This window comes from Labrys sp. F242, assembly GCF_057813875.1.
In genome coordinates this window covers 530,568-545,064 of sequence record NZ_JBVASG010000004.1, presented here as the reverse complement: position 1 = coordinate 545,064, position 14,497 = coordinate 530,568, and the positions used below count along the sequence as shown (strand labels likewise).

The following is a 14,497-nucleotide window of genomic DNA, read 5'->3' as shown; positions in this document are numbered from 1 at the left end:
TTTTAAGAAGGCGCCCGTGTCCGACAAGGTTCCCAGCTTCTTCGTTTATGGTGAGCCCGATCGCCCTGTTGATGTCGGATTCCTGCATATGGAAACGGTAATGGAGCGAAAATCGCTGCATTCAGGCCAGGTTTCCGCCCATAGACATGACAGGATGGCGCAGATCACCTTCTGGACCAGAGGCCGGGGCGAATATTTCATCGAGGACAGGCGGCTGGACTTTATCGCACCTGCGGTCAGCTACATCCCCAGCGGCGTGGTGCATGGTTTCACTGTCGCGCCTGAGGAGACCGACGCCATCGTCGCCTCGATCGCCGACAGCGCTCTGCCGCCGATCGCCGCGCTTTCGGCCCTGCCGATCGAGGAGCCGATCATGGTGCGCGGGCAGAGCGAGAGCCGTTTCTGGCTTTCTCTGGCCGCGACCATGCAGCATCTTCTCGAAGACTATCGGCAGGGGCAGATGGCGCCCCTGGGGGCCTTGCTGGCGGTGGCGATGAACGACATCGCCTTGCTCGGCCAGACCGGCCGCATCGGCGAACGCGAGGGCCATGACCTCGCCTTGGCCTTCAGGCGCCTGGTGGACCGGCATTTCCGGGACGCCTGGCCGATCGAGCGTTATGTTACGGCGCTCGGCACCACCCCACATCTGCTCGCCAGGGCCTGCGGGGCCTCCCATGGCCTGTCGGCCAAGGCCTTCATCGACAGGCGGCGCCTGATCGAGGCCAAGCGCCTCCTGGTCTTCACCATCCGCTCGGTCGAGGACGTCGCTTATGAGATCGGCTTTCACGATCCGGCCTATTTCTCGCGCTTCTTCCGCAAGCATGTCGGCGAGCCGCCGGGCGAATGGCGCATCGGCCAAGCGCGGCATGGCGGTGCCAGGACACCATGAACGGCGCCCGGAGTTTGCGCAGCGGGCAGAGTATGCAAGTAGTGCTCAAGCCCCAGAGCCGCTATCGGGTGACGATGCATGGATGAAGTAAAGGAAACGCCTCCGGTGATCGAGGAAGCAAGGCTGAAGGAAACGCGGCGTTCGCTGCCGATCGCGCTCCTGAGGGCGCGCGAGGCGGTGATGAGCCATTTTCGCCCCATGCTCGCCAATCACGGCGTGACGGAGCAGCAATGGCGTGTGCTGCGCGTGCTGAACGAAGCCGGCATGCTGGACGCCTCCGAGGTCGCCGATCGCGCTTTCATCCTGGCGCCCAGCCTCACCCGCATGATCCGCTCGCTGGAAGAGCGCGGCTTCATCACCAAGCACAAGGACAAGGGGGACGGTCGCCGCGTGCTTCTGAAACTCGCGCCCGCGGGCCAGGCCGTCATTCGTGAAGTCCTGCCCGACAGCCGCAAGATCTATGCGGTGCTGGAAGAGCGCTTCGGCCGCGAGCGCATCGATCAACTGGTCGATCTCCTGGGGGAGCTTGCGACGTTCCGCAACGATTCCGAAACACCCGAGGAGCTTGCGTGAGCCGATGACCGCCCCCGCTTCAGGCCTGCACGAGTTGCCCGGCGGCGAAGCGCTGCTCGCCTGGTTCGGCCGCAGCAGGCGCGCATCGCGCTGGAGCCGGGCAAGCCCTGAGGGCGGGACCCACTCGCCCCGACCCACTCAACTCGTGGCCAACTCAACTCGCCGCCTGGCGGGTTGAACATTCATAGATCCTGGTTCCCGTCCGCGCGTCGATGCCTTCCAGGCTCACCTCGTAACCCCAAAGGCTGCGGATATGGCGCAGCGTCGCGTCGCGGCTGTTGGGCTCGAGCACGATGCCGTCATTGACCTTGTGCTGCAGGCGCAGATGCCGGTCGCCCAGCAGGTCCACATCGACGACCTGGATGTCCGAGCGGTTGGCGCCGATGTCATAACTGTGGGCGAGGGCAGCGCGGATATTCTCGTAGCCGCGCTCATTGTGGATCGAGGCGACCTTGTAGAAGGATTCGTTGGCCGCATCGGACAAGACGAACATCCGCCATTTGCGGATCAGCGCGGGGCTGAGATATTGGCGTATGAAGGACTCATCGCGGTAATTGGCCCAAGCGTCGAGCAGGACCTCGCGCCAATTGCCGTTGCCCGCGAATTCGGGAAACCAGTCGCGATCTTCTTGCGTCGGTTCGGTCGAGATGCGTTGGATGTCCTGCATCATGTCGAGGCCGAGCGCATAGGGATTGATGCCGGAAAAGCGGGGATCGTCGAAGCCCGGCTGGAACACCACGTTGGAATGGTTGCGCAGGATCTCGAGCATGGCGCCCTCGCTGATCCGACCTCGGTCGAACAGCGCGTTCATCAGGGTGTAATGCACGAAGGTCGCGCAGCCCTCGTTCATCACCTGGGTCTGCCGCTGCGGATAGAAGTATTGTGCGATGACACGCACGATCCTGACGAGTTCACGCTGCCACGGCTCGAGGATCAGGCTGTTCTTCTCCAGGAAATAGAGCAGGTTTTCCTCAGGAAGATTAAGCGACTTCTTCCGTTCGGGCATGCCGTCCTTGGCCTCCTCGGCCCTGTCCCCGCCCTTGGAGGCCGGTAGCGTGCGCCAGAGATCGTTATAGGTGCGTTCCTCATATTCCAGCCGCTCGCGCACCCCTTCGCGCTGTTTTTCCGAGGACAGTTTGGGCGGGCGGCGATATCTGAACACGCCCTGTTCCATCAGCGCGTGGGAAGCGTCGAGAATGGCCTCCACCGCGGCGACGCCATGGCGTTCCTCGCAGCGGGTGATGAAGCCCTTGGCAAAATCGAGATAACCCAGGATCGCGCCGGCATCCGTCCACTGCTGAAAAAGATAGTTGTTCTTGAAGAAGTGATTATGGCCGAGCGCCGCATGAGCCGTCACCAGGGCCTGCAGCGCCATGGTGTTTTCTTCCATCAGATAGACGACGCAAGGATTGGAATTGATGACGATTTCATAGGCGAGCCCGCGGCCACCCTTGCGATACATCAGTTCCTGATGCAAGAAATGCTTGCCGAACGACCAATGCCGATACATCAGCGGCATCCCAACGGATGAATAGGCATCGAGCATCTGTTGGGACGAGATGATTTCCATCTGCACGGGATAGATGTCGAGGTGGAGTTCCTCGACCGCCAGCGCCTCGATGGCGTCATAGGCCCGAGACAGCGTCTTGAAATTCCAGTCCGAGCCTGAGAACAGCAAGTCGGCATTGGGCGCATGCTTGGGCGTAGGCTTGGGCATCGACGCTCCTTTTAGCCGCCCTTCGAGGCGGACTGCCTGGTAAAGAGCCGGCGGAAAACCGGGTAGATGTCCGAAGCCTTGGCGATGCGGCTCATCTGGAAGTTCGCCCAGCGCTCGGTGACGGCCGCATAGGCCTGCCAGAGTGAGGTTCCGTTCTCGGTGCCACCGAAAATGTGGCTCTCACGTTCATCGATGATCTCGACATAGGCGAAATACTGGCAAAGGCGCATGATCTCGCCATCGAGCAGTGCGATGCAACGCCCGGAATCGGTAGCGATATTGTCGCCGTCCGAGGCCTGGGCGGCATAGATGTTCCATTCATTGGAGGGGTAGCGCTCCTTGATGATGCGCTGCATCTCCTCGAGGGCTGTAGAGACCACGGTGCCCCCGCTCTGCGTCGAGTAGAAGAAGGTTTCCTCGTCGACCTCCTGCGCCTCGTGAGTATGCCGGATGAAGACGATGTCGGTGCGCTCGTAGCGCCGTTTCAGGAAGAGGTGCAGCAGGACGAAGAAGCGCTTGGCCAGATCCTTTTCCCGCTCTCCCATCGAGCCGGATACGTCCATGAGGCAGAACATCACCGCATTGGCGTTCGGTACGGGCTGCGCGTCGAAACGGTTGAAGCGGATGTCGACCGGATCGATATAGGCAATCACCCGGCGCCGGCGCTCCAGGCGGTCAAGCTCCTCGCGCAGTTCCGCGATGCGCTGGTCGGCTGCGGCACCTGCCGGGCCGGCTTCCAGCCCTTCCAGCTCCTGGAGGATCGTATCCATCTCCTCCTGTTTCGGACGCTTGAGGGCGATGCGGCGGCCATGGCTGTTGCGCATGGTCCGCCCGACATTGATGTTGGTCGGGGAGCCGCTCACCGCATAACCCGCTCGCCGCGGCTTGACGATCAGGATCTCCTTGAGATTGAGCTTGATCATGTCGGGCAGTTCGAGATCCTCGAAGAAGAGGTCCAGCACCTCCTCGCGGGTGAGCACGAAGCGGAAATCATCCTCCGAGTCGCTCAAGCCGGGAGATGAGCCCGACCCGGCGCCTTGATTGGGCTTGGAGACCCTGTCACCCGGTGCGAACTGCTTGTTGCCAGGCAGGACATGATGGCGGCCGCCGCTGTCCCTCGCCTCGCGGAAGGTCGGCTCGCTCGTGCCGTGCACCGGCATCGAGACGGAATGCTTGGCATCGACATCCGCGATCTTGCCGGTCTTGATCTGGTCGCGAATGCTCTGCTTCAACTCGGCGCGCGCGCGGCGCAGGAAGCGCTGGCGATTGCCCAGGCTCTTGTCCTTGGGATTGAGGCGGCGATCGATAAAGATTGGCATGGGAACACCACCCGGCCGGGATCAACCCGCCTTGTTTACACGCATGTACCAATCCACCAGTCGACGCACCTGGCGCTGGGTGTAGCCGCGCGCCTCCATGCGCTGCACGAACTCCGTATGCCGCTTCTCGGTCACGCTGTCCTGCTTGGAGCCGAAGCTGATCACCGGCAAGAGATCCTCGACCTGGCCAAACATCCGCTTTTCAATGACTTCGCGCAGTTTTTCATAGCTGGTCCAGGCCGGGTTGCGGCCATTGTTCCTGGCCCGGGCGCGCAGGGTGAATTTCACCACCTCGTTACGGAAATCCTTGGGATTGGCGATGCCGGCCGGTTTTTCGATCTGGGACAGTTCCTTGTCGAGCACCTCGCGGTTGAGGACCTGGCCGGTATCGGGATCCTTGTAGTCCTGATCCTCCACCCAGGCATCGGCATAGGCGATGTAGCGGTCGAACAGGTTCTGGCCATATTCTGAGTAGGATTCGAGATAGGCCTTCTGGATCTCGTGTCCGATGAACTCAGCGTAGCGGCTTGCCAGCTCCGATTTGATGAAATCGAGATAGGCGGTTTCCGTTTCCTTCGCGAACTGCTCGCGCTTGATTGCCTCCTCCAGGATGTACATCAGATGCACGGGATCGGCGGCCAGTTCCTGGGTGTCGTAATTGAAGGTCTGCGACAGGATCTTGAAGGCAAAGCGCGTGCTGACGCCGGTCATGCCTTCATCGACGCCGGCGGCATCGCGATATTCCTGCACGGCCTTCGCCTTGGGATCCAGTTCCTTCAGGTTTTCGCCGTCGTAGATACGCATTTTCGTATAGAGCGGCGAATTGTCGAACTCGGCCAACCGGGTCGACACCGAGAAGCGGCTGAGAAGGTCGAGCACTTCCGGCGCGCAAGGGCTGCTGGCCAGTTCGCTCTCGCGCAGAAGCTTCTCGTAGATCTGCCTTTCCTCGGTGACACGCAGGCAATAGGGCACCTTGACCACCAGGATGCGGTCGAGGAAGGCTTCGTTGTTCTTGTTGCTCTTGAACTGCAGCCATTCCGACTCGTTGGAATGGGCCACGACGATACCCTGATAGGGGAAGGCGCCGAAATTCTCGGTGCCGTTATAGCTGCCTTCCTGCGTTGCGGTCAGCAGGGGATGCAGAACCTTGATCGGCGCCTTGAACATCTCGACGAATTCGAGCAGCCCCTGGGTCGTGCGGTTGAGCCCGCCGCTGTAGGAATAGGCATCCGGGTCCGACTGGCTGAAATGTTCGAGCTGGCGGATATCCACCTTGCCGACCAGGGCCGAGACGTCCTGATTGTTCTCATCGCCCGGCTCGGTCTTGGCAATGCCGATCTGGCGCAGCCGCGAAGGCACGAGCTTGACGACGCTGAATTTGGAGATGTCGCCCGACAACTCATCGAGGCGCTTGGTTGCCCATGGAGAGATCAGGCCGTTCAGACGCCGCCGTGCAATACCGTATTTGTCTTCCAGCAGATCGCCCATCCGGTCCGGATTGAAGAGACCCAGCGGCGATTCAAAAACCGGGCTTATCTTACCGCCGACCTTGAGCGTGTAGATTGGACGCTCCTCCATCAACTTCTTCAGCCGTTCCGCCAGGGAAGACTTGCCGCCACCGACAGGGCCGAGGAGGTAGAGGATCTGCTTGCGCTCTTCCAGTCCCTGAGAGGCATAGCGGAAATAGCCGACCAGACGCTCGATCGTATCTTCCATGCCATAGAAATCGGCGAAGGCCGGATAGGTCTTGACCGTGCGGTTGGCAAAAATCCGTCCGAGGCGCTCGTCCTTGCTGGTGTCGAGCAGCTTCGGCTTGCCGATCGCGTCGATCATCCGCTCGGCCGCGGAGGCATACATCGATTGGTCCTCGCGGCACGCGAGCAAATATTGCTGGAGGCTCATCTCCTCCTGGGCCGCGTTGGTATAAAGTTCCGCAAACAGGTCGAAAACGTCGCTGTTTCTCTCAGTCATGGCAGCCTCCCATGGTGGCTGATCGGGTTGACTGCGCCCTTGCTCACTCAACTGCAGGAAACCCGTAGAGTTCCGAGTGACTCACAAAGAACATCCGCTAAGATTGCGGCATATTATGGTAGTCTGGTGCCGGTAAGTATTTTTATCCAGAGTGCGATCGAAAAATTAATGTTCGTCGCCCGGCCACCTCACGCTTGTGGCTCTAGCCGCAAGTATGAATCGGCTGATCAACAGGGATCAATCTAACGCATCATCGTTGATTCGTCCGTGTGCATGCGCACCATTCACAGCCAAATCCGGTATCGAGCGGCGGGCAATTAGAGCGAATGCTGCACTGCAGCCAACATGCCGCGGCAAAGCGACGCGACCGGAGCCGGAGACTGTCTTCGCGGGGCTGAGGTCAACGATAGCTGGCAAAGACCTGGGTGGTGCCATCCTTGCGCAGCAGCAGGACGTCGTATGGCTCGGCATCGGCGCTGCCTTCTCCCATGCCGGGCGAACCGACAGGCATGTCGGGCACCGCCAGCCCAACCGCGTCGGGGCGTTCGGAGAGCAGGCGTGCAATCTCGCGGGCTGGAACATGGCCTTCGACGACATAGCCGCCGATCAAGCCGGTATGGCAGGAGGCAAGATCCTGTCGCACCCCCAGCTGCAGCTTGCGCTGCTGCAGTTCTCTCGACGGGAGTTTCCGGACATCCGTCGTATAGCCTTCTCCCTGCAGATGGCGGGCCCACCCGATGCAGCAACTGCAGCCCTCGGTGGTGAGGATCTCGATCACGGGACCGGTGGCATGGGCGAGGCCGGGCAGAGAAACCAGTATCGCAATCGAAAGGCTTCGCAGAGGTTTCAGAACATATTTTCTCTTCATGTTCATGCCTTTGCCTCGATAATTCGACGTAGTTTCTGAAGCTTGGTCTCGCGCGGTTCATGCATGTCGAGCATGCTGGCAAACTTGCCGTCAGCACCCATAACATAGACGCCGGCGGTATGATCCATGCTGTACTCGCCGCCTTCGATCGGCACCTTGCGGGCATAGGCCGCGAAGGCCTTCACCACTGCATCCGTTTCCGCCCGACTGCCGCGCAAGGCCAGGATGCGTTCATCGAACGAGGTCATGTATTGCGCCAGCAGGCCCTGGCTGTCCCGTTCCGGATCGACGGTGATGAACAGGACGTTGAAGGCCCCGGCGGCGGGGCCGAGGGCACTCATCAGTTCGGTGAGATCTGACAGCGTGGTCGGGCAGACGTCCGGGCAATGGGTGAAGCCGAAAAAGGCGAGATAGGGCTTGCCGGCCAGCCGGGCATTGTCGATCACCTCTCCCTTGTGCGAGGTGAGCCGGAAGGGTCCACCCACCGCCGCCATGTCGATGACGGGCTTTTCGAGCGCAGACTGCTTAGGTTCGCCTTTCCATGCGTCCGGCAGCAGGGCATTCGCCCCGAGCAGAAGAGCGGCGACTGCGATCGCGCTCCAGGCAGCGACGCGGATGACTTTCAGGGCGATCATTGTGCCGGTTCCTTACGCGGGCGGTGCCCTGCCAATTCCAATACCAATTTCTGTCGTCTCATTCGCTTTGGTGCGTCCTGGGCCGCCGCCTCGAAGGCAAGGAGCGTATCGGCGACCTCGGCCCTGAACCAGGACGAAGCCGGATCCTGATCGAGGCGGGCTGACCACACCATCGAAACCGCCGGCAACGTGAGATCGAGGGGAGCAGGGCCTGCCGTCAGGCCGAAGCGCGGTCCGTAAAGCTGTGCCATGCGGGTAGGGATCGTGGTGATCATCGGCGAGGCGGCGACGGTCGCCAGGACGCTCAGAAACTCGGACGATGCCGACACCACGTTGAGCTTGGCGTCGATGGCATCGAGGGCGGCCTCTAGACAGCCTTGCAGGCTGTCGGTCAGCGTGACCAGCGCATGCGGCAGCGCCAGATAATCGGCCAGGTTGATCGGCAGGTCGATATCGAGTCGGTCGGGATTGAAGACGCAACTCAAGGCCTGCTCGAACAGGAATTGTGCCTTGTGGCGCTGCGCAACGGCCTGGAAACAGCCGACGGCCAGGTCCAGCGTGCCTTCATCCAGCAGGCGATGAACCTCGTCGCTTCCCGTCTGCCGGCTGAGCAGCCTCAGGCCGGGTGCGGATCTGCGCAGGCGGGCCGTGAGCTCGGGTATCAGCAACAGCTCCACCTCGCTGGAGAAGCCGAGGCGGAATGTGCGCTCCTCCGTCGCCGGGTCGAAGGTGGAGGGCGCATGGAGAGCGGCTTGAATCTGCGCAAGGGCCACGCGAACCGGGTCGGCCAGGGCGAAGGCATAGGCGGTGGGCTGCATCACGGTGCCGACGCGGACGAAGAGTTCGTCCAGCAACAGCACGCGCAGGGTCGACAGGCTGTGGCTCATCGCCGGCTGCCCGACCTTGAGGCGGGTCGCCGCGCGCGTGACGCTGCGTTCCTGCATCAAGGCGTCGAAAGCCACCAAGAGGTTGAGATCGAAGGAACGAAGATCGAAATGGTTGATGTGCGACATGAGCCGTATCGATTTCTAATATGACATCGATAGCGCTAAATCCTGCATCGGACAATGCCGTCCTTCGAGGCGGTAGATGTGGAGCAGAATATGGAACAGGACACGGAACAAGCCCTCGGATCCTATCGGGTCGGCGCAGCCACCATCACCAAGATTCCGGAGTTGGCCCTCGAGGGGATCGATGCCGCTCTTCTCTATCCCGAGTACGATTCCGAGGCGGGAGCCGAGGAAGTGCGAAAGCTGGGCCCGGGATCGGTCGACCGGCAGACGGGGCTGTTGCGCCAGAGCGTTCACGCCTGGCTGGTCACCACCCCCGATCGGATCATCCTCGTCGATACGGCTTCCGGCAACGACAAGGAACGCCCCGGCCTGGCAGTGCTGCATCATCTCAATGAGCCGTTCCTCGAGCGATTGAGTGCGGCCGGCGTTGCTCCGGGTGACGTCGATCTGGTGCTGCTGACCCACATCCATGCGGACCATGCGGGATGGAATACGAGCAAGCTCGGAGAGCGATGGATCCCCACCTTTCCGAACGCCCGTTACGTCTTTTCCGCCCGCGAGCGCGCTTATAACGCGGCGCTCGCGGCGGCGACCAGCTCGGATGCAGCGATCCGGGCCGAAGCAAGCCTGGGGCCCATGGCTCGCCTGCCGCTTCCGGGCGTGTTCGAAGACAGCGTGGTTCCCATCCTCGAAGCAGGGCTTGCCCGTGAAATCGTGGTGGATGGTTCGGAAGTGGAGGAGGGCTTCTCCTTCTTTCCCAGCCCAGGGCACAGCATCGACCATGCTTCGATCGGCTTTCGCTCGGAAGGCGAATACGCCCTGTTCTGGGGCGATGTGCTGCATCACCCCCTCCAGGTCGCCAGACCGGATTGGAACTCGACCTATTGCGAATTCCCGCAGGCGGCCACGGCGTCACGCCAGTGGGCGCTGAACCATGCCGCCGAGACCGGCGCCCTCGTGCTGACCACGCATTTCGCCGAGACCTCAGCGGGCCAAGTCCGTCGTGACGGCAGCGCCTTCAGCTGGCAATTCGTCTGATAAGGAACCTGTCATGACTTCTGCCGATACCCTGTCGATGCCGCGCATCATTGCCCGGACCCTGCTGATCGCAAGTGATACGCCGGGCATCCAGTTGCAACTCCTCAACAAGCGACCGGACGGTGTGAGCACGTTCAGGTCCGAGCGCACTTTGGTGATGATGCATGGCGCCACCTTTCCCTCCGCGAGCCTGTTCGATGTGCCGGTAGGCGAGGGCTCGTTCATGGATGTGCTGGCCCGCGCCGGATACGATGTCTGGGCTGTCGACGCCCGGGGCTATGGCGGCTCCACCCGTTTGCCCGAGATGGAACGACCGCCCGAGGACGGCGTTCCCCTGATGCCGGCCCATACGGCAGTCCGGGACCTCGCCGCCGCGGTCGACTTCATCCGTAGCGAGCGCGGCATAGCGCGGCTCGGTTTGCTCGGCATGTCCTGGGGGGCGACGGTGGCCGGCATTCTTGCCAGCCAGCCGGATGCGCCGGTCGAGAAACTCGTGCTGGTGACGCCCCTCTGGCTCTCGGAAAAGCCGCTGCGCATCGATGCGGGAGGGCCGCTCGGAGCCTATCGCCTGGTGAGCCCGAGAGCTTTCGAGGCGGCATGGAAAAGCCCGGCACCGGAAGAGGCGAGAGGGACATTGATACCCGAGGGCTGGTTCGAAACCTGGGAGAAGGTGACGCTCGCGACCGATATGGGCTCGCCCATGCCCGGCACGATCAGGGCGCCCTCCGGTGCCGTGCAGGACGTGCGCGAGCATTGGACCGCTGGCAGGCCGCTCTACGACCCCTCGGACATAGGCTGTCCGGTGTTGCTGGTCGGTGCGGAGTGGGACATCGATGTCCGGTTCGACATGGCGCACGATCTGTTCGTCCGCCTCACCAAGTCGCCCTGCAAGCGCTTCGTCGAGATCGGGCAGGCGACGCATATGGTGCTCATGGAAAAGAACCGGGGGCAGGCCTTCGATGCGGTGATCGGCTTCCTTAATGAAGGTTTCATGCGGGGCGATTACTTGGCTCGGTAGCAGGCGGGCATTGGCGCGAGCTTGGCCTGCTCTGGTTTACGGGTCGGGTCGCCGAGATCGGCGGGCCCAAGGAGGCGAAAGCATGAGGGCGAGTGCGATCGGCTGGCGCAGAACCGGGATGACTCTCGCCATCCTCGCCACACTGGCCGGCCTGGTCCTGTTTTTCTTTCTCTCGCGCTTTCTCGATCCCGATGCCCTCTGGAAAATCGTCAACGGGCAATGCGTGCCGGAACAACAGCAGCAGGCCGAGCGCCGGCATTGCGCCGAGGTCGACATCAGCAAGGGTGTGGATCGCGGTTTCGCCGTCCTCAAGGACAATGCCCCGACAAAACCCTACAATTATCTGCTCATTCCGACGAAACGCATCACCGGGATCGAGGATGCGACCCTCCTGGCGCCCGGTGCCGAAAACTATTTCGAGCATGCCTGGGCCGCGCGGTCCTATCCCGGTGCAATCCTCAAGCGCGACCTGGATTGGAATATGGTCGCGCTTGCCGTGAATTCGGCGAAGGACAGATCCCAGAACCAGCTTCATATCCATGTCAGCTGTGTCAGGGCGGGCATTCGCAACGCCCTGAAGAACAATGAGGCGAAGCTTTCGGAAGGCTGGGTGCCCCTGAAGCCGACAGCGTCCGATCCTTCTTATCTCGTTTTCAGGCTGAAGCGGGACTACCTCTCCGGCTTCAATCCATTCCAGGCGGTTGCCGACGGCATTCCCGAAGCCAGGGCCGCGATGGGCTTTCAGACCATCGTGGTGGTCGGTGCGGTCTTCAGGGATGGAAGCAGAGGCTTCTACATTCTCAGCCGCCGTCGGGAGGATGGTGCGCCGGCTCATGGCGAGGACCTGATCGACCCGACTTGTCAATTGGTGAAGCAGGCGCAATAGGGTGGCTCGAGGGCGCTGCACAAGACGGGCCCAAGCTCTATGTCGAAATGAGTTTCGCCCTTATGGAAGCCGACCAGGGCATCCTTGGTTCCGTCTCGATGGCGCGTGACGTCACAGAGGGGATCGAACGGGAACGGCAGGCGCGGCCCGATAGAGAGGTTTCAGGCGCCTGGAGCCACCAAATCCAGGACATGGCACTCAATCGACGATGCCGTCCCTGCCTTCGATCGCCATGAGCGTCGCGGTCAGCACGGCGGTCAGCCGTTCCTTGCCCTCGCTCTGCGCAAAGACTTCGGCCTGTGCAAGCGTCAGCGTGCGCCCGGCCTTGACCACCTTGCCGCGCGCCACGATACGCTCGCCCGCCGCCGGGGCCAGGAGATTGATCTTGAACTCGACCGTCAGCACGCCCTGGTCCATCGGCATCAGGCTGAGGGCAGCATAGCCTGCCGCGCTATCGGCAATGGCGCTCACGGCTCCGGCGTGAACGAAGCCATGTTGTTGAGACACCGCGCTGCTGGGCACGAGAGCGATCTCGACCCGGCCCGGCAACACGCTGGCCAGCGTTGCCCCGAGCGTATCCATAAGGCCTTGCTTTGCGAAGCTGGCCCGAATGCGGGCTTCGACCCGCGGGATTTCCAGTTCCGTCACCTAGCCTCCATTCGGATAGTGCTCGATGGGGCATTATCCATGATGCGTCTCGCTGGCACCACATTATTTGAAACTCAGCCGCTGATGCCTCGATGAAGTCGTACAAGAACATGCTTCCGGCCTACCGAAAATCCTGATCGGAAAACGTCTTGCATTCTACGTTGGATGGGCCGGCCAGGATAATAAGACGCATTGAAGTTACTGGGCTTTCTTGAGATAATGATGCCAGTGCAAAGAACGCCTGCCGAGGATGTTCTCAAGCAAGGCACGGTTGTCCTCGCGGGCGTTTGAGCAAAGCTCATGGCCTTGAGAGGAGGCGCATTATGGCAACGTTCAACGTCATGGGGCCCTTGGGGCTTTTGCAACACCGACGCTGGGAGGACATCGCCTTGATGATCCTCGGCGTCGCGATCGCCATCTCTCCCCTATGGTTCGGTAGCACCGAAACGCCCACCGTGATGCTGGTCACGGCCCTGGTGGGCGCGGCCGTCGTGGTGCTTGCCGGGCTGGAGGTGGTGTTCCTGCGGCGCTGGGAGGAAATCTTGTCGCTCGCCTGCGGTCTGTGGCTGGCAATACAGCCATTCGTGTTCGCCTATGGTTCACCGCTGCGCAACTGGCACATCGTGCTTGGGGCGCTCGTGGCCATACTCGCGATCCTGGAACTCTGGCAGGATCGCAATCGCGATATGGCGGCGTAGGTTGCGTCGGCAGCGCGATCGGGCCGGGTCTCTTGTGGGCCCCGGCCTGTTCACACGAGTGTCCTCCACCAAACCCGGATTATGCTCTGGCGCTCTTGCCGCGACTAAGGGGCTCCAAGGATCAGCTACGAGGCGTGGGACCCGGCAGGTGAAAGCAGCAAATCGGACAGGCTCTGGTCGTGGCGCAGTCTCAACAGATCGGCCGCATCGCGTACCACTTTCGAGATTTCCAGGAGTTGTTTGACGAGGGGGCTGGTCTTGCGCCAGATCATGCCGATGGTGCGCGAGGGTTGGGGATCTGCGAAACGGGCGATGGAGACATGCGCCGAGCGTGTTTCCATCGGCACTGCCATTTCCGGGATCAAGGTGACCCCGATACCGGCCCCGACCATTTGAACAAGTGTCGACAAGGAACTGCCGTCCAGCAATTCGCGCGTCCGCAGGGATGGGGCATTGCAGAAGGCGAGCGCCTGATCGCGGAAGCAGTGACCCTCTTCCAGCAAGAGCAGCCGCATCTCGCTGAGCATTTCCCGGTCCGGCACCGGCTTTCCCTCGTCCTCACTCGGCCTCACCAGCACGAAGCTTTCGGCGAACAACGCGACCTCGTTGAAGGACGGCTCCGATACCGGCAAAGCGACGATGGCGGTATCGAGACGCCCGTCGATGAGTTCCTGAATCAGTCGGGGCGTCACAGTCTCGCGCACATGGATGTCCAGGCCCTCATGCGAGCGGGCGAGATTGCCGACGAGGGTCGGCAGCAGATAGGGAGCAACCGTCGGGATGATGCCAATGCGCAGCGGCCCGACCAGTTGGTCCTGCCAGGCTTGGGCCAGGTCTCCCAACGCCTCGACTGCGCGCAGAATGTCGCGGGCCCGTGTGGCGAACTCGTTGCCGAAGCTGGTGAGCCTGATCTGGCGCGCGCCTCTTTCGAACAGCGCCAGGCCCAGGCCTTCCTCCAATTCCTTGATCTGCATCGACAAAGCGGGCTGGGAGATCGCGCACGCATCCGCCGCCCGGCCGAAATGGCTATGCCGGACCAGTGCCTCGACATAGCGCAACTGCCGGAGCGTCAGATTTTTCATAAGCTGACCTTATCGCAATAATCGGAAAAGCTGACTTAAACTGATGAGAGAACTCTAGTAAAGCTCTAAACGGGGGCGATGAGGCGAGTCGGATATGACCCAGATTCCGCGTTGTGATCCCCGAGACATGCCGCCTCGAAGG

14 protein-coding genes are annotated in these 14,497 nt (G+C 61.6%); 6 read left to right on the top strand and 8 right to left on the bottom strand.

Going from position 1 to position 14,497, the window contains the following annotated elements; translation table 11 throughout:
* Positions 1 to 16: 16 nt before the first annotated feature.
* Together ACZYTC_RS25950 and hpaR are read left to right on the top strand one after the other, a co-directional pair.
* Complete coding sequence (locus ACZYTC_RS25950) at positions 17 to 889, top strand: helix-turn-helix domain-containing protein (RefSeq protein ID WP_488990895.1); 873 nt, start codon at positions 17 to 19, stop codon at positions 887 to 889.
* Positions 890 to 967: 78 nt separating this feature from the next.
* Positions 968 to 1,462 (top strand): homoprotocatechuate degradation operon regulator HpaR, encoded by a 495-nt coding sequence (gene hpaR / locus ACZYTC_RS25945; protein ID WP_434960719.1) that lies wholly within the window; start codon positions 968 to 970, stop codon positions 1,460 to 1,462.
* Positions 1,463 to 1,616: 154 nt separating this feature from the next.
* Here hpaR and ACZYTC_RS25940 read toward each other — a convergent pair whose 3' ends face one another.
* From ACZYTC_RS25940 to ACZYTC_RS25915, 6 genes are all read right to left on the bottom strand, one after another.
* Positions 1,617 to 3,179: a SpoVR family protein gene (locus tag ACZYTC_RS25940; protein WP_441770695.1), complete on the bottom strand. Its 1,563-nt coding sequence runs from the start codon at positions 3,177 to 3,179 to the stop codon at positions 1,617 to 1,619.
* An 11-nt stretch (positions 3,180 to 3,190) separates the two neighbouring features.
* The gene (locus ACZYTC_RS25935) at positions 3,191 to 4,498 is read right to left on the bottom strand and encodes a YeaH/YhbH family protein (protein ID WP_434960721.1); all 1,308 of its coding nucleotides are present in this window, start codon (positions 4,496 to 4,498) and stop codon (positions 3,191 to 3,193) included.
* A gap of 21 nt (positions 4,499 to 4,519) precedes the next feature.
* Positions 4,520 to 6,469 (bottom strand): PrkA family serine protein kinase, encoded by a 1,950-nt coding sequence (locus tag ACZYTC_RS25930; RefSeq protein WP_434960722.1) that lies wholly within the window; start codon positions 6,467 to 6,469, stop codon positions 4,520 to 4,522.
* Between the two features lie 400 nt (positions 6,470 to 6,869).
* The gene (locus ACZYTC_RS25925) at positions 6,870 to 7,343 is read right to left on the bottom strand and encodes a DUF411 domain-containing protein (protein WP_488990894.1); all 474 of its coding nucleotides are present in this window, start codon (positions 7,341 to 7,343) and stop codon (positions 6,870 to 6,872) included.
* Positions 7,340 to 7,972: an SCO family protein gene (locus ACZYTC_RS25920; protein WP_454817844.1), complete on the bottom strand. Its 633-nt coding sequence runs from the start codon at positions 7,970 to 7,972 to the stop codon at positions 7,340 to 7,342. The genes ACZYTC_RS25925 and ACZYTC_RS25920 overlap by 4 nt, the downstream gene beginning before the upstream one ends.
* Complete coding sequence (locus ACZYTC_RS25915; protein WP_488990893.1) at positions 7,969 to 8,985, bottom strand: LysR family transcriptional regulator; 1,017 nt, start codon at positions 8,983 to 8,985, stop codon at positions 7,969 to 7,971. The genes ACZYTC_RS25920 and ACZYTC_RS25915 overlap by 4 nt, the downstream gene beginning before the upstream one ends.
* A gap of 90 nt (positions 8,986 to 9,075) precedes the next feature.
* Between ACZYTC_RS25915 and ACZYTC_RS25910 the strand changes: the two genes are divergently transcribed.
* The 3 genes from ACZYTC_RS25910 to ACZYTC_RS25900 all read left to right on the top strand — a co-directional run bounded on the left by ACZYTC_RS25910 (position 9,076) and on the right by ACZYTC_RS25900 (position 11,927).
* Complete coding sequence (locus ACZYTC_RS25910; protein WP_488990892.1) at positions 9,076 to 10,023, top strand: MBL fold metallo-hydrolase; 948 nt, start codon at positions 9,076 to 9,078, stop codon at positions 10,021 to 10,023.
* 13 nt (positions 10,024 to 10,036) lie between these two features.
* On the top strand, positions 10,037 to 11,041 hold the full coding sequence (locus ACZYTC_RS25905) for an alpha/beta hydrolase (RefSeq protein WP_488990891.1): 1,005 nt from the start codon (positions 10,037 to 10,039) through the stop codon (positions 11,039 to 11,041).
* Between the two features lie 82 nt (positions 11,042 to 11,123).
* Positions 11,124 to 11,927: a CDP-diacylglycerol diphosphatase gene (locus ACZYTC_RS25900; RefSeq protein ID WP_488990890.1), complete on the top strand. Its 804-nt coding sequence runs from the start codon at positions 11,124 to 11,126 to the stop codon at positions 11,925 to 11,927.
* Positions 11,928 to 12,125: 198 nt separating this feature from the next.
* Here the strand turns inward: ACZYTC_RS25900 and ACZYTC_RS25895 are convergent, their stop codons facing one another.
* Entirely contained in the window at positions 12,126 to 12,509 is a 384-nt protein-coding gene (locus tag ACZYTC_RS25895) for a PaaI family thioesterase (RefSeq protein ID WP_488990933.1), read from the bottom strand.
* 389 nt (positions 12,510 to 12,898) lie between these two features.
* Between ACZYTC_RS25895 and ACZYTC_RS25890 the strand changes: the two genes are divergently transcribed.
* The gene (locus ACZYTC_RS25890; RefSeq protein ID WP_434960729.1) at positions 12,899 to 13,273 is read left to right on the top strand and encodes an SPW repeat domain-containing protein; all 375 of its coding nucleotides are present in this window, start codon (positions 12,899 to 12,901) and stop codon (positions 13,271 to 13,273) included.
* Between the two features lie 125 nt (positions 13,274 to 13,398).
* On the opposite strand, the gene ACZYTC_RS25885 is transcribed toward ACZYTC_RS25890, so the two are convergent.
* Positions 13,399 to 14,355 (bottom strand): hydrogen peroxide-inducible genes activator, encoded by a 957-nt coding sequence (locus ACZYTC_RS25885; protein WP_434960730.1) that lies wholly within the window; start codon positions 14,353 to 14,355, stop codon positions 13,399 to 13,401.
* Between the last annotated feature and the right edge of the window lie 142 nt (positions 14,356 to 14,497).